Origin of the sequence: Lacihabitans sp. CS3-21 (assembly GCF_024343675.1) — a bacterium.
GTDB lineage: Bacteria > Bacteroidota > Bacteroidia > Cytophagales > Spirosomataceae > Leadbetterella.
Window position 1 is genome coordinate 13,306 of sequence record NZ_RJUD01000013.1, and the last position, 24,394, is coordinate 37,699.

The 24,394-nt window shown below is 36.2% G+C and carries 27 protein-coding genes; 14 read left to right on the forward strand and 13 right to left on the reverse strand.

Annotation, left to right across the window (positions count from 1 at the left end; all coding sequences use genetic code 11):
- Positions 1–2: 2 nt before the first annotated feature.
- A complete protein-coding gene (locus EGI24_RS09650) occupies positions 3–1,250 on the forward strand; it encodes an MFS transporter (protein WP_255048170.1) in 1,248 nt (415 codons plus the stop codon).
- Here EGI24_RS09650 and EGI24_RS09655 read toward each other — a convergent pair whose 3' ends face one another.
- The 11 genes from EGI24_RS09655 to EGI24_RS09705 all read right to left on the reverse strand — a co-directional run bounded on the left by EGI24_RS09655 (position 1,251) and on the right by EGI24_RS09705 (position 11,099).
- Complete coding sequence (locus tag EGI24_RS09655) at positions 1,251–2,153, reverse strand: SDR family oxidoreductase (RefSeq protein WP_255048171.1); 903 nt, start codon at positions 2,151–2,153, stop codon at positions 1,251–1,253.
- Between the two features lie 79 nt (positions 2,154–2,232).
- Positions 2,233–2,934 (reverse strand): peptidylprolyl isomerase, encoded by a 702-nt coding sequence (locus EGI24_RS09660; RefSeq protein ID WP_255048172.1) that lies wholly within the window; start codon positions 2,932–2,934, stop codon positions 2,233–2,235.
- A gap of 5 nt (positions 2,935–2,939) precedes the next feature.
- On the reverse strand, positions 2,940–3,854 hold the full coding sequence (gene hemC, locus EGI24_RS09665; RefSeq protein ID WP_255048173.1) for a hydroxymethylbilane synthase: 915 nt from the start codon (positions 3,852–3,854) through the stop codon (positions 2,940–2,942).
- Positions 3,855–3,858: 4 nt separating this feature from the next.
- Entirely contained in the window at positions 3,859–4,485 is a 627-nt protein-coding gene (locus EGI24_RS09670; RefSeq protein WP_255048174.1) for a hypothetical protein, read from the reverse strand.
- A 154-nt stretch (positions 4,486–4,639) separates the two neighbouring features.
- Positions 4,640–6,130, reverse strand: a complete 1,491-nt coding sequence (rpoN, locus tag EGI24_RS09675; RefSeq protein WP_255048175.1) for an RNA polymerase factor sigma-54 — start codon at positions 6,128–6,130, stop codon at positions 4,640–4,642.
- Between the two features lie 258 nt (positions 6,131–6,388).
- Entirely contained in the window at positions 6,389–7,552 is a 1,164-nt protein-coding gene (locus tag EGI24_RS09680) for a chorismate-binding protein (protein ID WP_255048176.1), read from the reverse strand.
- The gene (locus EGI24_RS09685) at positions 7,549–7,974 is read right to left on the reverse strand and encodes a cytochrome c maturation protein CcmE (RefSeq protein ID WP_255048177.1); all 426 of its coding nucleotides are present in this window, start codon (positions 7,972–7,974) and stop codon (positions 7,549–7,551) included. The genes EGI24_RS09680 and EGI24_RS09685 overlap by 4 nt, the downstream gene beginning before the upstream one ends.
- A gap of 40 nt (positions 7,975–8,014) precedes the next feature.
- Positions 8,015–8,182: a CcmD family protein gene (locus EGI24_RS09690; protein WP_255048178.1), complete on the reverse strand. Its 168-nt coding sequence runs from the start codon at positions 8,180–8,182 to the stop codon at positions 8,015–8,017.
- On the reverse strand, positions 8,179–8,844 hold the full coding sequence (ccsA, locus tag EGI24_RS09695; protein ID WP_255048179.1) for a cytochrome c biogenesis protein CcsA: 666 nt from the start codon (positions 8,842–8,844) through the stop codon (positions 8,179–8,181). Before ccsA ends, EGI24_RS09690 begins: the two co-directional genes overlap by 4 nt.
- 4 nt (positions 8,845–8,848) lie before the next feature.
- The gene (locus EGI24_RS09700) at positions 8,849–9,511 is read right to left on the reverse strand and encodes a heme exporter protein CcmB (RefSeq protein ID WP_255048180.1); all 663 of its coding nucleotides are present in this window, start codon (positions 9,509–9,511) and stop codon (positions 8,849–8,851) included.
- Positions 9,512–9,623: 112 nt separating this feature from the next.
- Positions 9,624–11,099: a S41 family peptidase gene (locus EGI24_RS09705; RefSeq protein WP_255048181.1), complete on the reverse strand. Its 1,476-nt coding sequence runs from the start codon at positions 11,097–11,099 to the stop codon at positions 9,624–9,626.
- Positions 11,100–11,279: 180 nt separating this feature from the next.
- On the opposite strand from EGI24_RS09705, the gene nusB reads away from it, so the two are divergent.
- The 9 genes from nusB to EGI24_RS09750 all read left to right on the forward strand — a co-directional run bounded on the left by nusB (position 11,280) and on the right by EGI24_RS09750 (position 17,880).
- Entirely contained in the window at positions 11,280–12,368 is a 1,089-nt protein-coding gene (gene nusB, locus EGI24_RS09710; protein ID WP_255048182.1) for a transcription antitermination factor NusB, read from the forward strand.
- Between the two features lie 58 nt (positions 12,369–12,426).
- Positions 12,427–12,747: a YtxH domain-containing protein gene (locus EGI24_RS09715; protein ID WP_255038434.1), complete on the forward strand. Its 321-nt coding sequence runs from the start codon at positions 12,427–12,429 to the stop codon at positions 12,745–12,747.
- Entirely contained in the window at positions 12,747–13,175 is a 429-nt protein-coding gene (locus EGI24_RS09720) for a DUF1573 domain-containing protein (protein ID WP_255048183.1), read from the forward strand. Before EGI24_RS09715 ends, EGI24_RS09720 begins: the two co-directional genes overlap by 1 nt.
- Positions 13,175–13,447, forward strand: a complete 273-nt coding sequence (gene yajC / locus EGI24_RS09725) for a preprotein translocase subunit YajC (protein WP_255038432.1) — start codon at positions 13,175–13,177, stop codon at positions 13,445–13,447. The genes EGI24_RS09720 and yajC overlap by 1 nt, the downstream gene beginning before the upstream one ends.
- Positions 13,447–13,749, forward strand: coding sequence for a DUF721 domain-containing protein (locus EGI24_RS09730; protein ID WP_255048184.1), 303 nt, complete (start codon positions 13,447–13,449; stop codon positions 13,747–13,749). Before yajC ends, EGI24_RS09730 begins: the two co-directional genes overlap by 1 nt.
- Before the next feature lie 2 nt (positions 13,750–13,751).
- Positions 13,752–14,651 carry an LD-carboxypeptidase gene (locus EGI24_RS09735; protein ID WP_255048185.1) on the forward strand — a complete coding sequence of 300 codons (900 nt, stop codon included), beginning with the start codon at positions 13,752–13,754 and terminating at the stop codon, positions 14,649–14,651.
- Positions 14,651–14,869: a hypothetical protein gene (locus tag EGI24_RS09740; protein WP_255048186.1), complete on the forward strand. Its 219-nt coding sequence runs from the start codon at positions 14,651–14,653 to the stop codon at positions 14,867–14,869. Before EGI24_RS09735 ends, EGI24_RS09740 begins: the two co-directional genes overlap by 1 nt.
- A gap of 239 nt (positions 14,870–15,108) precedes the next feature.
- A complete protein-coding gene (locus EGI24_RS09745; RefSeq protein ID WP_255048187.1) occupies positions 15,109–16,584 on the forward strand; it encodes a glycine--tRNA ligase in 1,476 nt (491 codons plus the stop codon).
- Positions 16,585–16,797: 213 nt separating this feature from the next.
- Complete coding sequence (locus EGI24_RS09750; protein ID WP_255048188.1) at positions 16,798–17,880, forward strand: cytochrome-c peroxidase; 1,083 nt, start codon at positions 16,798–16,800, stop codon at positions 17,878–17,880.
- 284 nt (positions 17,881–18,164) lie between these two features.
- Here EGI24_RS09750 and EGI24_RS09755 read toward each other — a convergent pair whose 3' ends face one another.
- Both EGI24_RS09755 and pth read right to left on the reverse strand, forming a co-directional pair.
- Positions 18,165–18,620, reverse strand: a complete 456-nt coding sequence (locus EGI24_RS09755) for a hypothetical protein (protein ID WP_255048189.1) — start codon at positions 18,618–18,620, stop codon at positions 18,165–18,167.
- A gap of 240 nt (positions 18,621–18,860) precedes the next feature.
- The gene (pth, locus tag EGI24_RS09760) at positions 18,861–19,421 is read right to left on the reverse strand and encodes an aminoacyl-tRNA hydrolase (RefSeq protein WP_255048190.1); all 561 of its coding nucleotides are present in this window, start codon (positions 19,419–19,421) and stop codon (positions 18,861–18,863) included.
- A gap of 68 nt (positions 19,422–19,489) precedes the next feature.
- Between pth and pyrR the strand changes: the two genes are divergently transcribed.
- From pyrR to EGI24_RS09780, 4 genes are read left to right on the forward strand one after another with little or no spacing between them, the layout of a single operon-like run.
- Positions 19,490–20,029, forward strand: coding sequence for a bifunctional pyr operon transcriptional regulator/uracil phosphoribosyltransferase PyrR (pyrR, locus tag EGI24_RS09765; RefSeq protein ID WP_255048191.1), 540 nt, complete (start codon positions 19,490–19,492; stop codon positions 20,027–20,029).
- Positions 20,030–20,038: 9 nt separating this feature from the next.
- Positions 20,039–20,632 (forward strand): leucyl/phenylalanyl-tRNA--protein transferase, encoded by a 594-nt coding sequence (gene aat / locus EGI24_RS09770; RefSeq protein ID WP_255048192.1) that lies wholly within the window; start codon positions 20,039–20,041, stop codon positions 20,630–20,632.
- Positions 20,633–20,638: 6 nt separating this feature from the next.
- Positions 20,639–23,050, forward strand: a complete 2,412-nt coding sequence (locus EGI24_RS09775) for a TonB-dependent receptor (protein ID WP_255048193.1) — start codon at positions 20,639–20,641, stop codon at positions 23,048–23,050.
- Positions 23,050–24,153, forward strand: coding sequence for a DUF4249 domain-containing protein (locus EGI24_RS09780; protein ID WP_255048194.1), 1,104 nt, complete (start codon positions 23,050–23,052; stop codon positions 24,151–24,153). Before EGI24_RS09775 ends, EGI24_RS09780 begins: the two co-directional genes overlap by 1 nt.
- The last annotated feature ends 241 nt before the right edge of the window (positions 24,154–24,394 follow it).

Below are 24,394 nucleotides of genomic sequence, written 5' to 3' on the forward strand. Positions count from 1 at the left end.
TTATGTCAAAAACAGACCCTTACGCTGCCCTTCGATATTCCGATTTTCGCTATTTTGTTTCCGCACAGTTGTTCTTCACATTGGCCATTTTGATGCAAGAAATAGTTCTCTCTTATTATCTTTATGAGTTAACACACGACCCATTTTCGCTCGGATTGGTAGGATTGGCGGAGGCAGTTCCGTTTATTTCCTTGGCCTTATTTGGGGGGTATGTGGCAGATAAATTTGATAGAAAGAAAATCTATTTATGGAGTTTTTTTGTAGTTTGTTTGGTCACCATCCTTTTAATTTTTGGACTTTCTGAAAACTCACTTTTGAGTTTGGACAAAGAGCATCAGCCTTGGGTTATTTATGTTTCGGTTTTCATATTTGGGGTTGCCAGAGGTTTTTATAGCCCTTCATGGTCTTCGCTTAAGCCTTTTTTGGTAAAGGAAGAACATTATTCAAATTCTGCCTCTTGGAGTGCACAGTTTTGGCAAATCGGTCGCATTGCTGGGCCAGTTTTGGGCGGTTTTTTGTATGCCTTCGTAGGATTTATAAGTTCACTTTGGGTAGTTTTGGCATTTTTAATTTTAACGGTTTTACTTGCCGCTCAAATTTCAAAAAAAGAAATAAAAAACCAAACCAAGGCCAATTTGATGGACAGCCTAAGAGAAGGTTACGGATTTGTAAGAAAAAACAAAATTATGTGGTACAGCATAGTTTTAGACATGTTTTCGGTGCTTTTTGGAGGTGTAATAGCCATGTTACCAGTTTTTGCTAAAGATATTTTGCATGTGGGAGCAGAAGGATTAGGTTTTTTGAGGGCAGCACCGGCAGTCGGGGCGGTTTTGGTGATGTTAGGAACTGCTTACTTCCCACCAACCAATAAAGCCTGGAGAAACATGTTATTAGCGGTTGCAGGTTTCGGAATAGCCACCTTGGTTTTTGCGGTTTCCACTAATTTTTATCTCTCTTGTTTTGCTTTGTTTTTTACAGGTGCTTTTGACAGCATAAGTGTGGTAGTGCGATCCACCATTTTACAAATTCTTCCACCTGATCACATGCGTGGACGTGTAAGTGCAGTCAATGGTGTTTTTGTAAGTACGTCTAACGAACTAGGAGCCTTTGAGTCTGGCCTTGCCGCAAAACTTTTAGGAACCGTACCGTCTGTTATTTTCGGCGGAGCTATGACTTTGGTTATTGTGACCTACATTTACACCCAATCCAAAGAATTGTTTGGGGTAAAATTGATAAAGGAAGGGAAGTAATTATTTCCCTATCTGTTCAGCCACAAAAGCAATTCCTTCTTGGAAAGTCTTTGGATTGAACCCTAGAACTTCGATAGGTTTATCCAAAATAAAACCCGTTTTGGCTGGGCGTTTGGCTGGTTGAGTGAATTTAGTTCCGTCAACTTCAGTGATGAGGGACTTGTCTAAATTAAAATAATCGGCCGTCATAATCGCCATTTGGAAAGGGTTCAAGAGGTCTTTTCCTGATATGTTAAATATGCCTTCAGCTTCTTTTTGAGCAATGAGTATACATCCATCAGCTAAGTCTTCTGCCAGCGTGGGTGTTCTCCATTGGTCGTTAACTACATTTATGCTTTTGCCTTGTTCTAGCGAATTTTTTACCCAAAGAATGATATTGGTACGGCTCATATCGTGGGCGATTCCATAAACCAAAACTGTGCGGGCAATGGCCCATTTTACGTCAGAATTTATGACCAATTTTTCAGCTGCGTATTTGCTCCAGCCATAAAAGCTTAGTGGGTTTGCTTCAGCTTGTTCGTCATAAGGGCCTTCTTTGCCATCAAAAATAAAGTCGGTAGAAAGGTGAACAAAAAACGAATTGTGTTTTTTGGAGGACGCTAAAAGATATTCAACTGCCTTTACATTCAAATCCCAGCAAGCATCTTTTTCTGTTTCGCATTGGTCTACGTTGGTCATAGCCGCAGTATGAATAACTACGTCTGGTTTTTCAGTATCAAAAACCGAATCGACCTCTTCTTTTTTTGTAATGTCAAGGCTAATAAATCGATAGTTCTCGCTAAATGGTAAACGGTTTTCACCTCTTGCAGTAGCAATTACCTCAATATTTTCGGTTTTTGATAATTTTTCAATTAATTTTTGACCCAAAAGCCCATTCGAGCCAGTAACAAGAATTTTTTTCATTTATTTAATTAGCTTGACAAAAGAAAGCCCCATTTTTAATGCAAAATAGGGCTTAAAATTTTATTTTTTACCTAAAAAATTACTTCTTTTTTTCGTATTTGTAACCGTAAACTCTGGTGATTTTTTTCTTACGTGTTTTTTTAGCAGTGATGACCATCTTCACGTCTTCTACAGGTCGGTTAAATTCGTCTTTTTGAACCGCTGCTATCTCATCAATCAGCTTGAAGTTATCAACAACTTCACCAAAAACCGTGTATTTATTATCTAAAGAAGGGTAGCCTCCCACACTTAGATAATCAGCACGTTGCTTATTGGTGTATTTTATGTCGTTCGTTTTTTCTACTTTAGATACTTCTTCATCCGATAACTTTCTTCCTTGTACGATATAAAATTGAACGGGGTTTGACATTTTTTCTGGATTTCCGTTGCTAGCGGCCGCCAAAGCTCCTTTTTTATGAACTCTTAGTGGAGTAAATTCAAATGGGATTTTCTCCAAATTACCACCACCAGAACCCAGTCTTGCTCCAGCTTTGGCATTTTTTGAGTTGGGGTCGCCACCTTGAATCATGAACTTTTCTATAACTCTATGGAAAAGAAGACTATCATAATAATGCTCTTTTACTAGCTTTAAAAAATTGGCTTTGTGCAATGGCGTTTCATCATAGAGCACCATGTGGGCTACTCCTTTTGAGGTTGTTAGTGTCAAAAGATAGTCCTTCCTTTGGGCATTGGCTTGTAGGAAAGCCATAAAAACAACGAGAATTAAAAAACATTTCTTCATTATACTTACAATTGGGCTTTAATTGATTCTAAAATTTCTTTTCCACCTTCGGATAGTATTCTAATTGCCAATTTTGTGCCAAGCTCTTCAGGAGTCTCGTTTTTTTGTATTTCTTTAACTTTTATTATTTTTTGACCATCCAAAGAGATAATTCCAGCCGTAAAATGTACTTTATTTTCGACTAAAATACCGTTCCCAAATACTGGAATGGAGCAGCCACCTTTGAGTTCTCTTAAATACGCTCGCTCTGCCAAAAGACATTGCTCAGTTTCAGGATCGTTACAGATTTCTCTTATTCTTGATGCCTTATTCCCATCTAATTTGTTCGAGATTTCTACCGCAACCGTTCCTTGACCTACTGGCGGGACAAATTGTTCATTGTCAAACTCATGGCGTATCATGTCATTGTATTTCATGCGGTTTACCCCTGCAAAGGCCAATAAAATGGCATCACAAGCACCGTCTTCCATTTTTTTGATACGAGTTTGGAGATTTCCTCTCATATCCACAATCTTAAAATGCGGAAAATAGGCTTTCAACATGGCAACTCTTCTGGTGGAGGAAGTGCCTACTACTAACTCTTTGGTAATGTTAATTTCTTTGTGGCTCACCAAAACGTCATTTATTTTTTCTCTTTCCGTAAAAGCAATAATTGAAAGAGATTCATCTAACTCAGACTGTAAGTCTTTGGCACTGTGAACGGCAATGTCTATGGCACCGCTATGAAGTTGCTCCTCCAATTCTTCCGTAAAAACACCTTTACTTCCAATTTTTGACAAAGCCCTGTCTAATATTTTGTCACCTTTGGTTTCTATAATTACAATTTCTGTGTCTATACTTGCTGATTCTAACTTAGATTGAATGTAATCGGCCTGCCAAAGTGCCAAGAGGCTTCCTCTTGTTCCAATTTTGATTTTCATAAATTTATAAAAGATAAATCGTCCCTAAAACACCTGTAAAAAGGCCCCAAACTATACCTAGAGCTATTTGTTTGAGGGTATGTGCTCCCAAAATTAACCTAGATGAAGAAAGAATTCCTAGTAACAGTACTAATCCTAGAATAGGTAGATAAAGGTTTTGTTCGACGAATTTGATATATACGGTAAAATTCACTGCTAAGATGCATGCCAGGGCTGAGGCATGGGCACTGATTTTTTCTTTTATGGAAAAAAGTGCCAAACCCAAAATATTGACTACCATAATAGCAATCAGGAAAGCGGTGGGTTCCAACAAACCGCCTTTAGAGTAAAAAAAATATGAAAGCGAAATGAAGAAACCCGACGTGATGAGGTAAACCTTGGGTCTTTCTTTGGTATTCGACATTTCTATGTCCGAAACAGATTTGGTATTATTTAGCCAAAAAACCAATAAAATGGGAAATACGGCTGTATAAAGAAAAATGATTGAAATAAATACTGCGAAGCTTTTTAAGGTAAAAAAGCTATAAAATAGAGATAGAGGTGCAAACACTTTGAGTATCAAAACCAAGTAAGTAGGCATAAATACTGGGTGCAAAACATAGGAAAGGAATTTTGATACTTTTAACTGCACTTTGTTTTCAGCAATTGGTTTTATATATAGAAAAACATCACAAATATAAGGTTTTAAATGCTAAGCTACGGTAAAATTCTGTTTGCGAATAACAAAAAATCCTACTCGTTCTGAATAGGATTCTTCTTTTTTATATGAAATATTAATAAATTTCTTACATTTCTTTTCTTAATCTAGCCACTGGGATGGCCAATTGCTCTCTGTATTTGGCAACAGTTCTACGAGCAATGTTATAACCACGTTTTTTAAGAAGTTTTTCCAGTTTGTCGTCAGAAAGTGGCGAATGTTTTGGTTCGCTTTCTATCAGTTCTTTCAAAATATTTTTCACTTCTCTGCTCGATGCTTCCTCTCCGTTATCGGTAGCAATACCTTCTGAGAAGAAATATTTCAATGGGTAAATACCAAAGTCGGTTTGCACAGATTTGCTGTTGGCAACCCTAGATACTGTTGAAATATCCATGTCGATTCTTTCAGCTATGTCCTTTAGAATCATTGGTTTAAGTTTATTTTCGTCGCCTTCATTGAAAAACTCTTGTTGATAAACCACAATGGCTTCCATGGTTTTCAAAAGGGTTTGTTGTCTTTGTTTGATGGCATCTATAAACCATTTTGCTGCATCGAGTTTTTGTTTTACAAAGCTCACCGTTTCTTTGATGTGGCGATTTTGTTTGTCGCTTTTGTCGTAGGTATCGAGCATTTCTGAAAACGACCTGCTCACTCTCAACTGAGGAGCATTTTTCGAATTCAAGACAATTTCTAGTTTTCCGTTAACTGAAGAAACTATAAAGTCGGCCATCAAATAAGCCACGTTGTTTTCCGAAGAGCCCATATTGCCTGGTTTCGGGTTCAATCGTGTAATCAGACCTAGCGATTTCTTTAAAGTCTCGTCTTCAATGCTTAATTTTCTCTGAATTTTGTCAAAATGTTTTTTTGTAAATTCTTCAAAATGATCCTCTAGAATAGTAAGGGCAATATTGTTTTCTAGTGAGTTTCTGTTTTTTTCTAATTGAAGAATCAGACATTCTTGTAAATCTCTGGCTCCGATTCCAGCTGGTTCGAATTTTTGTATTTTTTTCAGAATTGTGATTACTTCATCTTCCGAACAATAAATATTCTGACCAAAAGCTAAATCATTGCATATCGATCTAATGGGTCTTCTCAAATATCCATCGTCTTCGATAGATCCTATAAGCTGCTGCCCAATTTGAGTTTCACGCTCATTGAGTCTTAAAAAGCCCAATTGCTGCAAAAGAGATTCTGATAGCGAATCGATGGCCACAACTGGCATTGTATCTTTTTCTTCCTCTCCCCAACCATCACTGGCCATTTTATAACCTGAGTATTCATCTTGATTGATATACTCTTTTACATTGAGTTCGTTTAAATTATAGGTATCTAAACTGTCATATTCATTATAGTCGTTGTTAAATTCATCATCAGAGGAACCTGAATTATCACCATAGATATCGTCATCTTGGTTTCTTTCTTGAATTTCCATTCCTTCCTCGAGAGCAGGATTGATTTCTAACTCTTCTTCAATCCTTTGGTTTAATTCAGCCGTTGGAATCTGAAGCAATTTGATGAATTGTATTTGTTGAGGGGAAAGCCTCTGTTGGAGTGATTGACTTAGAGCTAGTTTCTGCATTTTATTAGAGTTTTCTCAAATGATCTATTAGGAATATTTTTTAGGGTATTACATTAATCATGCCAAAAAAATATTTTCTCTTTTATAAAACTATCGTATTTCTATTATATTATCAAATTTATTTGGATAATATATAATAATATTATTTTAAATGATTGATTTGTAGGTGCTTAGTTTTATTCTTTATTTTTGGAGAAACCATAATTAATTTGAATAAAAATCAATAAAAAAAATCCAAAAGATGAGAAACTTTATTCTTTAAGAGAAGGATCTTAAAATAGTCTGTAGTTTAATTTCTGTTTCATTCCATTCCTTTTCTGGATCAGAATCTTCGGTAATTCCACCTCCAGCGAAGGCATAAACTTGCTGGTTTTCGATTTTCAGGGTGCGGATATTTACAAACAAATGACTGTTGTTATCAATGTTTACTGGACCCAGATAGCCGCTATAAAATTCTCTGTCGTATTCCTCTATTTTCTCAATGATGCTCTCAGCAGCCTCTTTGGGCATTCCACAAACGGCAGGCGTAGGATGGAGAAGATCTAACATCACAGAACTTAAATTGCTGAAATTTATTTCTTTGGTATCTATGCTGTAGCTGGTGTTTAAGTGGAGTAAGTTGCCTGCTTTTACAGTTTTGGGGCCTTCTTCTAAAAATTCTCTAACTCTGATTTTCTTAAGACAATTTATTATATAACGTCCTACGAAGGCTTGTTCTTCTATTTCCTTGTGCGACCAAAGAGCATCTAATGGCCTGATTTCGTTACCATTTTTGTCGATGGCGGATTGCGTACCAGCTAAAGACACCGTTTTAAACATGCCATTTTCGTCTTGAGAAACCAATATTTCAGGAGATGCCCCGAGCCATATTTGATTTTTCCAAGGTACATTTACCAAAGATACAAATCCGCTAGGATTGGATTTTGAAAGGTTTTGGAAACCTTTTAAAAGGTTATTTTCAGCAATTTCTCCCAAATGTTTCTTTCTAGAAAGAACTACTTTTTTGGCTTCTCCATTCTGTATGCAAACTATTACAGCCTCCACTTTCTTTTTGTGCGATTGCCTATCACATGAATCATTTTTGCCTTTCAATGAGAAGTTTTCACTAAGAATATATTTTGATAATTCAAATTTATCCTTCAAATATTCTGGCACTTCAATATCTGAAAAGTCTTTAATATCTACTTCGAAGTCGTTTTTGTAAAAGTAAGGGAGTTCGTTTTCTTTGTCGTATGGAGCCATGACAAACCCCGAGCCACATTCGTCAAAGTCAATCCTTTTTCTGTTTTCAGATTTATCAAAACTAACTATCAGCTTGACTTGCGAAGTATTGGGCATTTTGTATAGGGCAAAAGGAAATTTTTGCTCTATACAGTTCTCTAGAAAAAGATCAATATTTATACTTGATTTGGTGGCAATCATTCACTTTCGACTTTCAATTCGCCGTTGTTGTATTTCGATGGACACTTTAATAGAATTTGTTCAGCCTCAAATTGTTTGGTATTCAAGTCCATGTGACCTACCACTACCACTTTTTCAGACTTATCCATATCCTGCGGCTTTGGTTGTTTAAACACTACCAACTCTTCATTGTTTAAAGAGTCACGCATCATAAATTCAAAATGATTGGGGTCTACCGATGGTTCATATTTCATTCCCAATGGTTTGCCATCAGCTCCTTTTATCAATTCACCCACCACGTGGATAGATCCCTTATCACCATTTTCGGCCATTTCTTTGGCTTCTTTGAAAGAGGCATAGGTACTGGCATCACCTATGGTTGAAATTATCATTGTGATTGCAATAGCTATGACCACCAATGCAATGATATGTGTTTTTTTCATTTTTGTTATATTTAGTTTATGAAGTTTTTCGTCTCCAAAACTATTTCTTAATTTCTTTTTCTAGTTTACTAACTTTCCTGTCGATACTGAATAGGTAGGCTATTAAACCTAGAACTACTATGGATACAACAGCTACTACCACATATATTTTACCGTCTGCTCTGAAGGCATCCGCCATTTCTACATCTTGCAAATTCAATAAACTCATAGGTTGTCTTGTAAATGGTTATTCAATAATTTTATTCTAATTCTAAGCGACGATATCCAAACACCCACCAAAATCCAAGCGAGAATAGCTGGGTAAAATACCATACGCATATTACTGTCCATATCGTATTTTCCAAATGCTGGATTTCCACCATTGCCAGGATGTAAAGAGTCTGTAAGGCGAGGCAATATCCACACCAAAGGCATAAATGATGCAAAGGCAAATATGTTGTAAACTGCCGAAAGTCTAGCTTTCTTTTGTTCGTCTTCAAATGAGCCTCGTAGTACAAAGTAAGCCGAGTAAATAAGTAAGCCAACCTCAACGGCTATGATTTTGGGGTCTTTTGGTAGTGGGTCTCCCCAAGTGTAATTTCCCCAAATAGAGCCAGTTATAAAACCCAAAACTCCAAAAACAATGGCCACGTTGGCAAATTCTACGGCGTACACATCGTCTTGGACTTGTCCGTTTCTCAAATATTTGATAGAATAAACCAAAGAGGAAATCATCAAGGCCATCATACCGAACCACATCGGTACATGAAAATAGACATTTCTTATGGTCTCATTTAATATAGGTTGCCTTGGCACTTCACCAATTAGTCCAAAGATTGCGGTATAAAGTAAGAGGCCCGCTGCCAAAAATTTCCACCAGATTTTTCTCATATTTTTAACTTTTCCAAAGAAACGGAAACAACATATAACTTAACGCAATAACTATTAAATCAATTCCTGAAATGACCAATATTTCATCATAGCTAGCACTTAATGCCAACCCATCCATGGCATTTTTGGAGAGTTTTATAAGCATACTCAGCATAGGTAGTAAAATTGGGAAACTTAGCACAGCCATAAGTCCCGAGGTATTATCTGATTTTGAGGCAATACCCGCAATGAGCGTCAAACTAGCACTAAATCCCAATGCACCCAAAGTCAATGATAATAGATATAAACCTAGATTTTCGGCTTTGTTTCCCATAAAAATGGAGTAAATCAAAAAGCCTAAAAAGCCCAAGAAAACCATTAATAGAAAATTGTAAATGATTTTGGCCATAATTATAGAGCTGGGTTTGGCAATCTGATAATAATATAGTTGTCTTCCAGCTTTTTCTTGAATAAAACTTTTTGTGATAGAGTTGACTGCTGAAAACAGAATAATTATCCAAAAAAGGGTATTCCAAGTGATAGGTTCGATGCTGTTGGTTTTTAGTTTAAAACTAATGTAACACATAAAAACTGTAGAAACCACATACAAAACCATACCGTTGAAAGCGTACTTTTGCCGCCATTCGAGTATGATGTCTTTGATGATGAGGTTTTTGATTTCCTGCATTTTATGGTTTTGAATTATGATTGCATCGAGCAGGGTTTCTCTTCATTGTTTTCTTCGAAACCTAAAGCAGGACAAAATTAATCAAATGATAAGTCGAAGTACATGAGATTGCTCATTTATTTTTAATCAAATCTAAAGTGAAGTTCAATTGGGCGTCTTTTCGTTTAATAAAATCATCAAAAGATTGTTCCACATAATAATCGGGTTCCACAAAAAATGTCTTGTTGGTTTTGTTTGGCTGGGCATGAATTATCTTCATTAAGGGTATGTGCAATTTCAATTTAGAATTTGGGAGTTTTATGTCTTTCCACTGCCCCGCAAAACTACCCCAGTTTGCTCCGCCAGGCTGCATGCCGATGAAAGTTGCCCGATTCATGTCTTTCCATAAACCAATGGTAAAGGTAGTAGCAGAATAGGAGCCTCCATCCATCAAAACATAAATTTTCTTGTCGTAATGGTATTTATTGGCTAGTTTGGTTTTTTTTCTTTTTGATCCAACTCTTATAAAGGTATCATCATTGAATTTGTTGAATACAAATCTCCCAGCTATATAGGGCAAAATGAAGTATGGTGGGAAAATTTTCAGAAAAGAAGCCTTTTTTATATACGTCGTGTCAATGATCTCAAAAGGCTCAGGTGCAATATATTTCGTGATTCTGGAAACGTTATTGATTAGCCCACCACCGTTAAATCTAAAGTCTACTATTAGATGCTCGATTTCGTTATTTTCGATGGCTTTAAAGTGTTTTTTTAACAATTTCTTGAATCGGTGTTGGGGAAAATCAAATTTATTGCCCTTTTCTTTAAAACTCAGCACATCTAAATAAGCAATATGATTTAGACTATCCAGAATTTTGAAGTTGAGATTCTTCCTACTTACGTTTTTGTATCGCTTGTTAAGTATTTTGGTTGCCTCTTTCGGCGTTTCAAAAGCTATTTTTTTTACAAAAACAGAATCATTGTTCGGTTTTTTGTAGGCTACGTCTACACTGTCTTTTATTCCGTAAACATAATTGTAGTTTCTGGCAAAAAGCCGTTCGGCATAATACTTTTTGCTGGTTTCATTGCCATTGTCTGTTCCCCATAGTTTTTGAAAGCTTTCAAAGTTTTTATTTACAGACACGCCGTCTATTGAAATAACTTCAGAGCCTCTAATCAGCGTGCTATCTGAGGACATATTAAAATGTATATAAAACTTTTCTCCAACTTTACGAATGGTAAGTGGAATGGATTTTCTGTCTTTTTTTTCTATGAAGTTTTTTGGCAATAGGGTAGAGGTGTGTAAATCTTTCATGCCACCTGTAAACGCATTGGTGAGCCTGTAGGCTTCCAAAATATTGAGTTTTTCGGGAAGATTTTCAATAATGGTCAGATACCTATTCTCAAATTCTTCTTTGGATTCATAATAATATATGCCCAAATGATATTTTTCAATATTCTTTTTTGCTGAGGCTAAATCCTTTTTGAATTCTTCTTTGGTTATGGTTTTTTGCCCAAATGCAATTAGAGAAGAAAATAATAATAGTACACAAAAGACCAATAATTTTGGAAGTACCCATTTAGAATTTTTATTTTTTTTTGAGGTCATAAAGTCGCAATTCTCTTGTAAATAGTAGTTTATGAAATGGTTTTGAGCTTTATTTTTGAGATTTTAAACTTCAAATCTCATTAAGACTTAAAAATAGCTATCTTTTTTTTATCTTTGTACCCGAAATGAAAAGTTCTTTGAAACAATATGCTTAATCGTCGACTAATTCGAATCAGGGTAATGCAAACTTTGTATGCTTTTGAAAAATCAAAAGGTGCAAATTTCCAACTAGCTCAAGATGTCATTGCAGAATCTTTTGCTCCTGACTTGAATTCAATGGAAAAACAAGACAGGAACAAACTTACAGGTTTGTTGAAACTTACACAGTCACTTTTTTCAGACGAAGTAAACGCTGGTATTTTTCCTTCAGACGATACCCTGCCAGCTGAAGTTAAGAGCGTATTGGGGAAAGCCCGCGAATATCTAAAACTCAAGAACAAGAAAGATTACGATTTTTATGCCCTTCAAAGTGTATTAGACGCTGAAAAAGTGTATGATATCTATCTTTATTTGTTAAATCTTCTCTCCGAAATCGGTCACAAATATGATGGAATTGGTAAACTTTCTACCAATAAAGTCATTCTGGCCCTCAGAAACTCAAAAGATTTAGAACATATTTCCTTAAAAAGATCTATCAACTGGGAAAATGAGCGTATTTTTATCAATAGAGTTTATAACGAGGCTCTTAAAGGCAATGCACACATTCAGGAATACGAGGGGATTATCAATCGAACTTCGGAGGATGACGTGGCCATTGTGAAATATATCATTAAAAATATATTACTGAAACACGAAGTTTGTTCAGAGTTTTTCGAGAAAATGAGCATTTTTTGGGTAGAGGACAAGGAGATTCTCCGCACAATGTTGTTCCACACCATCAATGATTTTGTTGAAACCGAAGGTGTGGTGGTTGAAAAATTGGACGAAGTTTGGGAAGAAAGCAAAGATTTTTTGAAGTCATTTTTCAAGCAAACGGTAACTGAAGAAAAAGAAATTCTAGGTATTTTGGTGCCATTTCTCAAAAACTGGGAAATCGAAAGAATCATTGAAACAGATAGAGTTTTGCTAAAAATGGCTGTTTGTGAGCTTATGCACTATCCAAGTATACCGGTTAAAGTTACCATCAATGAAATCATTGAGATTTCGAAAAACTATAGCTCTGCTAAGAGTGGACAATTTATAAATGGTATTTTGGATTCGGTAAATAAAGACCTAACTTCACGGGGATTAATAAAGAAAACTGGCAGAGGAATGCTTGACAACAAATAAAATTGAAAGTGTTTGTCTAGTTTTTAAATTTAGAATAATTTTAAGAAAATTTTCAATCATGAGCAGTTCATCTAAATCATTCATAGCATTTTTGGCGGGATTGGCCGCTGGTACAGCGATAGGTATATTGTATGCACCAGACAAAGGCGAAGTTACCCGTGACAAACTGGCGTCTAAATTATCACAATACCGTGGTCAGTTAGAGGCATTTATAGCCGATTTGATAGAAAGAGGCGACGAAGTAGCCACCGAAATGTCGGGAGGTAGTAGTGAGGCCAAAGCTGAAGGGCAAAAAGTTGTTAACGAGGCACGTCAAAAAGCTGAGAGACTTCTTGAAGATGTAGAAAATTTAATGAACCAAATAAAATCTAAGGCATAATGAAAAAAGGCTTAGCTACTATTTTAATTCTATTTATTGCATTGAGCTTTTGGCAATGCAATTTTACATTTAATACCGATTCAGCCAGTGGAGAATCTCAAAGTGATTCTGCTAAGATAGAATTCGAAAATCCCAATCATGATTTTGGCGAAATCAAAGAAGGAGAAATAGTAAGTACTGTTTTTAAATTTAAGAACGTGGGTTCTATGCCATTGAATATTGCTAGTGTGGATGTTACATGTGGCTGCACGGTAGCTGAAAAACCAGAAAGACCAATTGGTGCTGGTAAAACTGGCGAGATTAAAGTTGAATTCAACAGTGCCGGAAAAGTAGGAATAAATAAAAAATATGTAACGGTTACTTCTAATGCAGTCAATGGATCCGAAGTAGTTAGTTTTGATGTAATAGTAAATAAAAACGAACAATAATGACGATTTTACAAGCAGGCGGAAATATGGGATTTTTGCTCATGATGGTGGGTATGTTTGTGGTGATGTATTTTTTCATGATCCGACCACAACAAAAAAAGCAAAAAGAACAACAAAAAATGGTAGATGCCCTCAAGGCTGGTGACGATGTTGTTACAGCGGGTGGTTTACATGGCAAAGTAATGTCAACAGACGAAACTACGGTTACGATTTCAGCTGGTGGTGGAGCAAAATTGACTTTTGAAAAATCGGCTATTGCCAAAAAGAAATAATGTCATATTCAGCCCGAAATACGAAATCAATACCCATGAAAGACGCTTTTGAGTCTTTCTTGAAAGTCTATAACCTCAAATCGAAGTTTAATGAGACGTATTTGGTAGCGTATTGGGAGAGAATAATGGGTGCGAGCATTGCAAAACGCACCGAAAAGATATATATCAAAAGCGGAGTTTTGTTTATAAGACTGAACTCCGCTCCTTTAAGCCAAGAGCTCCTTTTGGCTAAAACCAAGCTTATTCAACTACTCAACACAGAAATTGGTGAACAAGTCATCAATGACGTAGTATTTATTTAAATATGCTTACGGCACCTCCATATCTCAAAAAAGGTGATAAAATTGCAATTACTGCTCCCGCCAGCAAACTAGCTCGAGAATCGATAGAAATTGGTATACAAATCCTTCAAAGTTGGGGACTAGAAGTCATTATTGGTCATACCGTTGGAAGTAAATTCCATGATTTTTCGGATACTTTAGAAAATCGAACTTCTGAGTTTCAAAGTTTTCTGGACGATTCAACCATAAAACTTATTTTGTCTGCCCGTGGAGGTTATGGTAGCTCTAAAATCATAGATGATTTGAATTTTGATAAGTTTAAAGTCTCACCTAAATGGATCTGTGGCTTTTCTGATTTGACTGCTATGTTGTTGCATGTCAATAGCTTGGGTTTTCAGTCTTTACATGGTGTAATGGCTAAAACTATGACTTATCACCAAGCATCCAATGAATCGCTAAGGGCAGCCCTATTTGGAGAAATGTATTTGTATGCTTTTGACCCATCGCCTTCAAATAAACTTGGAGAAGGTCAGGGAGAAGCGATTGGAGGCAATTTAGCTCTAATGGTACATTCCATTGGCTCAAAGTCGGATATAAATTATGACGGCAAGATTCTTTTTTTGGAGGATGTTTCGGAATATTATTATAACCTAGACAGAATGCTTGTTCAATTAAAAAGAGCAGGTAAACTTCAATATTTGGCGGGTTTGGTTGTAGGGGATTTCTCTGATTGTAAGGATAATGATGAGCCTTTTGGTAAGAATATAGAGGAAATTATTCTGGAACATACCTCAGATTCCTACTATCCAGTTGCGTTTGGTTTTGGATTTGGCCATGAAAATAAGAATTTGGCAATAAGAATGGGAGAGGAGTTATATTTAGACGTTAAATCTTCTGGAAGTATTATTAAATCGTTTGAATGATGGGGAAGTTTGATTTTAAAAAATATCATGTAAGAGCCATGAACGCCAGTTCGGAGGCTGAAAAGCTAGCGATAAACAAAGAGTTGAAAGATTATTATAATGATTTGGAAGAGTCTGATAAGGTTATTTTCAACGAAGAATTGCAGTCTTTTTTAATTAAAGAAATGTCCAATATCAAATCGGTTTATGACGGAGCTATTGGGCAAACGGAGAATTAGTGGGGATAGGTTTATGTAGATTGGCAACTGGTGGATTGGTAATTTGCAGATTTGTTATTTGTAAATTGGTTTGTTATCTTTTTTTGAAATGATTCGTATCCATATTACTTACCTATCCATAATTTCCTCTTCTCACTTACAATTTTTCATATTCATACTGTTTTGATTGCAGTTTTTATGCAAGCATTAAAGCATAATTTTTTAAATTTGTACTTTATTTATAATTATTAAAAGTTTTTATGAGCCAAGCGTCTGCCCCAGCTACTACTTTACAAGATATTATCAGCCACGCCAAAGAGTACGGATTTGTGTTTCCGTCCTCTGAAATATACGATGGACTTCAGGCCGTTTACGACTACGGTCAGAATGGTGTTGAGTTAAAAAATAATTTAAAGCAAGTTTGGTGGAAAGCCATGACACAGCTGCATGACAATATTGTGGGGATTGATGCGGCCATTTTTATGCATCCGCTTACTTGGAAAGCTTCTGGTCATGTGGATGGTTTTAACGACCCGATGATTGATAACAAAGATTCCAAAAAAAGATACCGTGCCGATCAGTTGTTGGAAGGCAAAGCAGAGGAATACGAAGCCGCTGGTGAGCCTGAAAAAGCTGCTGCACTTTTGGCTAAAATGGGAGCTTTGCTTGGTGCTGAGAAATTGGATGAAGTAAGAGAATTGATTATCGAAGAAAAAATCGTTTGCCCAATTTCTAAAACTTTGAATTGGACGGAAGTTCGTCAGTTTAACTTGATGTTTTCTACGCAAGTGGGTTCGGTGGCCGAAGATTCAAGTAACATTTATTTAAGACCAGAAACTGCTCAAGGTATTTTTGTGAACTTCTTGAATGTGCAAAAATCGGGTAGAATGAAAGTACCATTTGGTATTGCCCAAATCGGTAAAGCTTTTAGAAATGAGATAGTTGCTCGTCAGTTTATTTTCCGTATGCGTGAATTTGAACAAATGGAAATGCAATTTTTTATCAAACCTGGTACCGAAATGGAATGGTACAATACATGGAAAGAAACACGTTTGAAATTCCACAAAGCGATAGGTTTGCCTGCTGAAAAATTGAAATATCATGACCATGATAAATTGGCTCATTATGCCAATGCGGCTGTAGATATCGAATATCAGTTTCCGTTCGGTTTCAGAGAAATAGAGGGAATTCACTCTAGAACTGATTTTGATTTGAAAAACCACCAAGAACTTTCGAAGAAAAAACAGCAATATTTTGACCCAGAATTGGGTGAAGATGGTAAAGCCATTGGAAATTATATTCCTTACGTGGTAGAGACATCGGTTGGGGCCGATAGATTATTTTTGGCTACTTTTTGCAATGCTTTTACGCAAGAAACGGGCGAAAAAGAAAGAACTTATCTGAAGCTTCATCCAGCATTGGCTCCAATTAAGGCTGCTGTGTTGCCATTGGTTAAAAAAGACGGCCTAGCCGAAAAAGCCCAAGAAATAGCTAACTCACTAAAATCAAGTTTCAGAACCATTTATGATGATGGTGGTGCTATTGGTAAGCGTTACACCCGTCAAGATTTGATTGGTACACCCTATTGTATAGCGGTAGATTACCAAACCATGGAAGATAACACCGTAACCATTCGCCACCGTGACAGCATGGAACAAGAAAGAATCGCCATTTCAGACTTGAAAGAAAAAATTGGCTATGAAGTAGCTATGGAGAGGATTTTGGAGGTGATTTGATAGTTGTTTGATATTTAATACAATAAAAAAGCTGACTTCGGTCGGCTTTTTTTGATTTGAATGTACAAAACCTGATTACCAACATAAAACTATCCACTAACTTTTTCTATTTTTACTTCTCTATTTTTTTGAATGGATAAAAGCTTACTTTCAATTTGTCTGGTATTTCTTTTCTCTTTTGGATGTAAAAAATCTAATGAGAAAGAACAAATCGTGGAAGAAAGTAATGATATAATAGCTGCTTTACCTTTGGAAATTCCTTTTCCTAAAGACAATCCCATTACAAAAGAGAAATCAGAATTGGGAAAATTACTGTTTTTTGACCCAATTCTTTCTGGAAATAAGGATGTTGCATGTGCTACGTGTCATCATCCAGAGTTTGGTTTTGCTGAGAATTTAGAGTTAAGTATTGGTGTCAATGGCCATGGTTTTGGGAGTAAAAGAGCTTTCAAAACTCCAAATAGTATTCCGTTTGTTAAAAGAAACTCACAAACCGTAGTGAATGTTGCCTTTAATGGATTGTTGCAAGACGGAAAAATTGAGCCTTCAAAAGCCCCTATGTTTTGGGATCTAAGAGCTGAAAGTTTGGAAAAACAAGCATTGGAACCCATAAAGACGATGGAGGAAATGCGTGGAAAAGAAATTTCAGAGGACATTATTTTGGACAAAATAGTTGAACGATTAAAAGGCAATAAAACTTACAATACTTTATTTGAAAAAGCCTTTGAGTCTCAAAACAGTGTAAGTATTGAAAATCTCGGTAAGGCTCTGGCAACTTATCAAAGAACGATAGTTGCAAACAATTCTAGGTTTGATAAATATTTGAGAGGTGATGAAACTGCTCTTTCTTTCAACGAAATAGAAGGAATGAAAGCCTTCGGGAAATCAGGATGTATCGCTTGCCACAACGGTCCCATGTTTTCTGATTTTCAATTACATGTTTTGGGGGTGCCAGACAACGAAAAGTTAGGTTTTTCTGACATGGGAAAAGACAATAAATATGCTTTCAGAACGCCAAGTTTAAGGAATTTGCGACTAACAGCTCCATACATGCATTCAGGTAAACTCAAAACATTGAAACATGTCCTTGAGTTTTATGAAGATTTAGCAGGAAATCTCATTGCCAATCCTAAAGTAAATGCTTCACAGATTGATCCAAAAATTGCGAAACTCAAAGTCGACTTCAAAGACATATCAGCTATTGTAGAGTTCTTAGGGACACTGAATGACGAATCATATGACAAAACCATTCCCAAGAAAGTCCCAAGTGGATTAAAAGTCGGAGGGAATATTTGAGAGATGGTGGATTGGTAGATTAGTTATTGGTAGATTAGTTATTGGTAAATTAGTTATTGGTAAATTAGGTATTGGTAGATTGGTTTTCAGTTTAATGCAATTAGAATTACTTTGTAACAGTTAAAACTAAAATCGAAGAAATTAGTGGCTTCGACTACGCTCAGCCCAAGAATCGAATCAATTGTCAATCGAACGCCTTTAAAAAAACTTAAGCCCGGTTTCAAAGAAACCGGGCTAAGTATATATTCAACCCTAACCTATTAAACTATGAAAAAAATCTAATATTATAAACTTGTAATCGCTACTACTGAAGAAGGTAGTTCTACCATTTCAGCATCTGTATTGATTGATTTTTTGCTAGACCAGATAAATTCGAACACTGATTTGTTCAATTGTACTTTCTGAGCCCAAGCTTTCGCTTCTTTTCTGCTTAATCCATTAAGTTTTTGACTTATGGTTGCTGAAGCTTCCATAAACTCAGCCTTTTGAGCTTCGTTTAAGTTGTAGAACGCTACGGACGAAGTGTGGTATAGATTAACTACTTCCAAATATTTTTTCAAATCCTCATCGTTCTTTCTAGATACTTTTCTCGCCTTTGATTTAACAAATGTTGAGAACTCCGCTGCACTGTTTACCGCTAATCTGTCTCCTGAAATGTTGTTGGCATATCCAACTTGTGCACTGCCTGAAACTGTTCCAAATACTAGTGCTAAAATAACCGCTTTAAATTGCTTCTTCATGTTTTTGTCTATTTTTCTTTCGTGAATTACTCTGCAAAATTGAAGGGTTTTAATTTAACCGCCAAATTTTGTATGGTATCTTAAACCAAATAATGTATTGAAAAAATGAATAAAACAATTTTAATTAAACTTTCATGTCGTATTCTTGAGTTATGGAAGAAATAATATTTTGTTTAAATTAAATTAACATAGGAAATATTTTTATTTCTAGTAAAATTGAAAGTTCTTGAAAAAGTACAACTATTCGTTCAGAAAGTTCATAGTAGGGGCAATTCCGACAGTACAAAAGCTCAAAATCATCTCGATTGCTTTGTCTAATTTTGGCAATAAATTGATCATATCGTTGTCAGAAAACTTTCCTAAAACGTAATCTACCTGCCTTCCTTTGGGGAAATCAGAGCCAATTCCTATTTTTAATCGGGGGTAATTATCATTTCCCAAAACTAACTCTATGTTTTTCAGTCCATTGTGTCCTGCACTTGAGCCTTTGGGTTTTATTCGTAGTTTTCCTAGTGGCAATGCCAAGTCGTCTACCAACACCATTACGTTTTTGATTGGAACCTTCAGCTGATTCATCCAATATTGCAGAGCCTTGCCGCTTAAGTTCATATAAGTAGTAGGTTTTATGAGTGTGATGGTTCTACTTTTATATTTATATTCTGCAACACTGGCTAAACGGTCAATCTTGAAGTCGAGATTTTCTTTGGCAGCCAATCTATCTAAAACCATAAAGCCGGCGTTGTGTCTTGTAAATGCATATTCTGGTCCGATATTGCCCAATCCCACTATCAAATACTTCATTATATTATTTTTGAAAAATGTGTTTTTTACAAAATAACTAATATTTTTGTTGATAATTAATTTTTGGAATGCAAAAAAAGCGGCTCATACTCAATCAGCCATTGTTGGATATCACCTTAAAACGACTTTGTCAAGAAATCATCGAGAATCATGATCCATTGGAGGATACGGTATTGATTGGACTACAACCGCGTGGGATTTTCCTAGCTGAGAGAATTGCCCGATTTCTAAAAGATGATTTTGGTATCAATATTCCTTTGGGCTATTTGGATGCAACTTTTTATAGAGATGATTTCAAGCGTAAAGGAAATATTCTTAAGCCTAACTCGACCCAAATAAATTTTATTATTGAGAATAAAAAGGTTATTCTGATAGATGATGTTCTTGCCACTGGCCGTATGGTTAGAGCGGCCATAGATGCCATGCAGGCATTTGGAAGACCAGAAAAGGTGGAACTGCTGTGCCTCATCGATAGAAAATATAATAGAGACCTGCCTATTCAAGCCAATTTTGCTGGAAAAAAAGTCAATACTCTAGACTCCCAACGGGTATTGGTGGAGTGGAAAGAACAAGGACATTCAGATGATTGTATTTGGCTTATTGACTAAATAGCATGTATGACGAAAATTTCCACGGACGACTTACTATATGGTTATTGCAATGGTATTTTTCCAATGGCCGACAGCCAAGAAGGTGAAATTTATTGGTATTCTCCAGACCCAAGAGCGGTAATACCTATAGACAGTTACAAGCCTTCTAAGTCTTTGAGGCCCACACTCAACCAAAAGATTTTTGAGGTGGCTTTCAATAAGAATTTTAAAGAAGTTATGAAAAATTGTGCTTTACCAAGATTTGAAGGCGACGAAACTTGGATTTCGCAAGATATCATTGATTCTTACTGTAATTTACATAAATTGGGTTTTGCTCATTCTGTGGAGGTTTATCAGGAGGAGATTTTGGTAGGTGGACTTTATGGTGTATCGGTGGGTTCAGCTTTTTTTGGAGAGTCTATGTTTCATAAAGTGCCCAACGCCTCTAAAGTAGCCTTTCATTATTTATTGGAAAACCTTAAACAAAGAAAATTCAAACTTTTAGACACACAATTTATAAACGACAACGTAAAGCGTTTTGGAGCCATTGAGATTCCGAAACCACAGTTTATGAAGATTTTAACAGACAGTATATCAACAAAGAATAAATTTATTGATTGAGAATTTATGAATTCAGCTCTAAAGACCCTGTGTTTGATTTTTCTTATTCTACATCCTTTTGTGAGTTTTTCTCAGAAAAAAGTAAAAATCAAAGGAACGATTAAACAAAATGAAAGCAAGCAACCCATTTTTGGTGTAAACCTTATCATTACCGAAAATGGTATTGGAACGTCCACCGATTCTAGCGGCTATTACGAAATGACCATTCCAGTGGGAAGTTATCTTTTGGACATTTCTCACCAATCTTATTTCAAGAAATATCAAAAAATAGATATCAGAAGAGACGCTGTGATGGATTTTCTGTTGGACGAAAAAGTAAATGAGCTGGAGGAAGTAAGAATTAGTGCCAATAGTTCAGAGCAAAATGTGAAAAGATTGGGTACTGGAATGACTACTTTGAGTAGCCGGACACTCAAAAAACTGCCCTCATTGCTAGGAGAAATAGACATTATTAAAAGCCTTTACACACTTCCAGGTGTAACGAGTGTAGGTGAGGGAGCCTCAGGTTTTAATGTAAGAGGCGGTAATATTGATCAAAACCTCATACTTTTAGACGAAGCCCCGATTTTCAATTCGAGTCATTTGATGGGCTTCTTTTCGGTGTTTAATCCAGATGCTTTCAGAGATTTTAACTTTTATAGAGGAGGTATTCCAGCACAGTTTGGAGGAAGAATTTCTTCGGTTTTGAATGTAAACCTCAAAGATGCCAATGCCACGAAGTTGTCTATCAATGGTGGGGTAGGAACCATCAGTAGTAGATTATTGATAGAAACGCCCATTATAAAAGACAAAATGAGCATGTATGTGGCGGGTAGGATTTCTTATATTGATCAACTAATGCAGGTGATAAAAATCAAAAGGTTGGCAGGTAGCAAGGCAAATTTCTATGACCTAACAGCGAAATTGGAATATAGACCCACCACCAAAGACAGAATTTCACTTTCGGCATTTCAAGGAAAAGACCAGTTTAAGCTTGCCAAAGATTCCATTTCGGCCATTGACGAAAATGGAGATGCACTTTATGACTGGAGAACCACCAATGCTACAGCTTCTTGGTCACATTATTTTGGCCAAAAATTCTCTACTCGTTTGGTGGGAGTCTATTCTAATTATGATGCTGACATAATCAATTCTGATTCTTTAACGGCATTTAATTTGAATTATAACATCGTTTACAAAAGCGTAAAAGGCATAGCCACCTATAATCTCAATCCCAAAAACGAGATAGATTTTGGTTTTCAGTTTAACAGATACGATATACAGCCAGGTTTGATGGAGCCTACCTTACCAACTTCTAACAAAAACTTAATAAAACTTAATCCAGAAAGTGGTATTGAAACTGCTATTTTTATAAACGATAAGATAGAGATTTCGAAGAAAGTAAATTTAGGCGTTGGTGTCCGATATGTTTCTTATCAAGCTTTGGGTGCTGCAACGGTTTATAATTATGAACCTGGTAAACCAATATCTCAGATAAATCTCGTGGATTCGGTGGCCTATGACAAGGGTAAAGTGGTGCAAAGCTATGGGAGTTTTGAACCAAGGCTTTCGCTAAACTACAATATTTCGGCCTCCTCAAGCCTTAAATTTAGTGCGAATCGCATGAAGCAGTTTATACAATTATTGTCTGGAACCACCGCCGCATTGCCCACAGATAGATGGAAACTCAGTGATACCTACATAAAACCCCAAATGGCTGACCAGTTTTCTATGGGCTATTTCAAAAACTTCAAAGAAAAGTCTTCAGAAGCTTCGGTAGAGGTATTTTATAAAAAACTATATGATGTCGTAGAGTATAAAGACGGAGAAACGCTTCTGTTGAATAAATTCCCCGAAACTGCCATTTTACAAGGCGATGGCTATGCATATGGTGCTGAGTTTTTTTTAAAGAAGAATTTGGGGACTTTCACAGGGTGGCTAAGTTATACTTACTCTCAAACCAGAATAAAAGTAGCTGGCCCAACTGAAGAAGAAACGATTAACAATGGAGAGTATTTTCCTCCGATTTTTAATAGACCGCATAGTTTTAATGCCATTGGGTCTTGCCAAGTGAGCAGAAAGGTTTCGTTTTCTAGCAATTTGAACTTTAGTTCGGGTAGGGCCATCACTTATCCAGCTTCAAAATTTTATACGAGTGGCTCGGTTTTACCTTATTATAACAGTCGTAACCAATCGCAAATACCCAATTATTTAAGACTGGATTTGGCCATGAATATTGAGTCGCATCCTTATCGCACCACGGGCTATCGTGGTTCGTGGAACGTGTCTCTTTATAATGTGATGGCCCGTAAAAATGCCTATTCGGTCTTTTTCAGGTCTAAAAATCCTTATAATCAGTTTTATTCAAAAGTAGATATTTACAAGCTTTCGGTTTTAGGAACCATGATTCCATCAGTGACTTATAACTTCAAATTTTAATGAAAATATTCAATAAAAATATCGGTTTTTTGTGTTTGTCGGTTCTTTTGGTTGCCTGCGTTGACCTTTATGACCCTAAACTCACTAGTGATAAACTCAGGTTAGTAGTGGAGGCACAGTTTACTACAAAGCTCGATTATCAGTATGTTTACTTAACTTATGATGCTCCTTATAACTCTGAGGGCAATAATTTTAAGAATTTGGTAACTAGGGCAAAAGTGAAAATCACGGATGACCAAGGCAAAGTTTTTGAGTTTTATGATGAAATAGAACCCAACAACCAGATTAAAACCAGAGAAGGGTACAATTATAGGTCGGTGAATAAAATTAAGGCGGAGTTGGGTCGAAAATACAAACTGACAGTGGAGGTTTTAGACGGTAGAAAGTATGAGTCCAGTCTTGAGTCTCCTGTACCCGTTACAAAAATCGACAAAGTAAATATAGAATTTAGAGAACTGGGACGTCCATCTAAGGTAGTAGGGGAGTTTTTGGTTTCTATCGATACAAAAGATTCACCTACTTCGAAGGATTTTTACAAGTGGGATACCTATCATGTAAAACAAATCAATTATTGCCGAGAATGGTATATTTATGGTCAAGGTGGTGCAGTTACACAATCTTTTGTGGACAAATGTTGTGAGCCATGCTATGAAAAAGTGAAGAACGATGATGCCTTTCAGTTGGCCAATGATAGACTTATTAACGGCAACAGTATCATTCGTCAGCATGTAGCCACTGTGCCTTTTGACAACAATACGCCCTATTATTTGGTTGTCAATCAATACTCTTTGACCGAGGATGCCTACAAGTTTTGGAATGCCATAAAGGAACAATCGAAAAATAGCGGTGGACTTTTTGACGCCACTCCGAAATCTATCAGAGGAAACATGAAAAATGCAAGTGATCCTTCAGAGGAGGTCTTGGGGATATTTTATGTATCAGATGTTTATGAGCATCAGATAAATGTCGAAAGAAATCGCTCAACTCCTAAGCCAATAATTGTAGAACCCTACAGCTTGGGCTGGAATAAAACTGAACAATGTTTTCCTTGCCAAGAAAGTTTTAATAGGACAAAGGTCAGACCTGCTGGATTCATGTTTTGAGAAATTTCTTTTGGCTAGATTAAAACACATAGTCACATAGAACTCAAAGTGTAAACTTGGTTTATGAAGCGAACAATCTAATGAGCTAAGCGAAAAACTCCGTGAAACTCATGAGCGAAATGTGAGAAAACTCTGTGAATCTCTCTGTTTAAAAAATGCTATCCAAATTCAGACAAAATAGCACATCTTCTGCTCCTTATTTATTGTAAATCAGCCATTCTGGCATTTTAGTTCACTCAAA

What these genes read in the sequence shown, in the direction of transcription:
- EGI24_RS09740 (WP_255048186.1), top strand. Translation starts at nt 14,651, where the DNA reads ATGGGGAAGTTTGATTTTAAAAAATATCATGTAAGAGCCATGAACGCC.
- rpoN (WP_255048175.1), bottom strand. Translation starts at nt 6,130, where the DNA reads ATGCAGAAACTAGCTCTAAGTCAATCACTCCAACAGAGGCTTTCCCCT.
- pyrR (WP_255048191.1), top strand. Translation starts at nt 19,490, where the DNA reads ATGCAAAAAAAGCGGCTCATACTCAATCAGCCATTGTTGGATATCACC.
- aat (WP_255048192.1), top strand. Translation starts at nt 20,039, where the DNA reads ATGACGAAAATTTCCACGGACGACTTACTATATGGTTATTGCAATGGT.
- EGI24_RS09775 (WP_255048193.1), top strand. Translation starts at nt 20,639, where the DNA reads ATGAATTCAGCTCTAAAGACCCTGTGTTTGATTTTTCTTATTCTACAT.
- EGI24_RS09745 (WP_255048187.1), top strand. Translation starts at nt 15,109, where the DNA reads ATGAGCCAAGCGTCTGCCCCAGCTACTACTTTACAAGATATTATCAGC.
- EGI24_RS09650 (WP_255048170.1), top strand. Translation starts at nt 3, where the DNA reads ATGTCAAAAACAGACCCTTACGCTGCCCTTCGATATTCCGATTTTCGC.
- EGI24_RS09720 (WP_255048183.1), top strand. Translation starts at nt 12,747, where the DNA reads ATGAAAAAAGGCTTAGCTACTATTTTAATTCTATTTATTGCATTGAGC.
- EGI24_RS09655 (WP_255048171.1), bottom strand. Translation starts at nt 2,153, where the DNA reads ATGAAAAAAATTCTTGTTACTGGCTCGAATGGGCTTTTGGGTCAAAAA.
- hemC (WP_255048173.1), bottom strand. Translation starts at nt 3,854, where the DNA reads ATGAAAATCAAAATTGGAACAAGAGGAAGCCTCTTGGCACTTTGGCAG.
- nusB (WP_255048182.1), top strand. Translation starts at nt 11,280, where the DNA reads ATGCAAACTTTGTATGCTTTTGAAAAATCAAAAGGTGCAAATTTCCAA.
- yajC (WP_255038432.1), top strand. Translation starts at nt 13,175, where the DNA reads ATGACGATTTTACAAGCAGGCGGAAATATGGGATTTTTGCTCATGATG.
- pth (WP_255048190.1), bottom strand. Translation starts at nt 19,421, where the DNA reads ATGAAGTATTTGATAGTGGGATTGGGCAATATCGGACCAGAATATGCA.
- EGI24_RS09685 (WP_255048177.1), bottom strand. Translation starts at nt 7,974, where the DNA reads ATGAAAAAAACACATATCATTGCATTGGTGGTCATAGCTATTGCAATC.
- EGI24_RS09780 (WP_255048194.1), top strand. Translation starts at nt 23,050, where the DNA reads ATGAAAATATTCAATAAAAATATCGGTTTTTTGTGTTTGTCGGTTCTT.
- EGI24_RS09680 (WP_255048176.1), bottom strand. Translation starts at nt 7,552, where the DNA reads ATGATTGCCACCAAATCAAGTATAAATATTGATCTTTTTCTAGAGAAC.
- EGI24_RS09755 (WP_255048189.1), bottom strand. Translation starts at nt 18,620, where the DNA reads ATGAAGAAGCAATTTAAAGCGGTTATTTTAGCACTAGTATTTGGAACA.
- EGI24_RS09730 (WP_255048184.1), top strand. Translation starts at nt 13,447, where the DNA reads ATGTCATATTCAGCCCGAAATACGAAATCAATACCCATGAAAGACGCT.
- EGI24_RS09705 (WP_255048181.1), bottom strand. Translation starts at nt 11,099, where the DNA reads ATGACCTCAAAAAAAAATAAAAATTCTAAATGGGTACTTCCAAAATTA.
- EGI24_RS09690 (WP_255048178.1), bottom strand. Translation starts at nt 8,182, where the DNA reads ATGAGTTTATTGAATTTGCAAGATGTAGAAATGGCGGATGCCTTCAGA.
- ccsA (WP_255048179.1), bottom strand. Translation starts at nt 8,844, where the DNA reads ATGAGAAAAATCTGGTGGAAATTTTTGGCAGCGGGCCTCTTACTTTAT.
- EGI24_RS09660 (WP_255048172.1), bottom strand. Translation starts at nt 2,934, where the DNA reads ATGAAGAAATGTTTTTTAATTCTCGTTGTTTTTATGGCTTTCCTACAA.
- EGI24_RS09735 (WP_255048185.1), top strand. Translation starts at nt 13,752, where the DNA reads ATGCTTACGGCACCTCCATATCTCAAAAAAGGTGATAAAATTGCAATT.
- EGI24_RS09715 (WP_255038434.1), top strand. Translation starts at nt 12,427, where the DNA reads ATGAGCAGTTCATCTAAATCATTCATAGCATTTTTGGCGGGATTGGCC.
- EGI24_RS09700 (WP_255048180.1), bottom strand. Translation starts at nt 9,511, where the DNA reads ATGCAGGAAATCAAAAACCTCATCATCAAAGACATCATACTCGAATGG.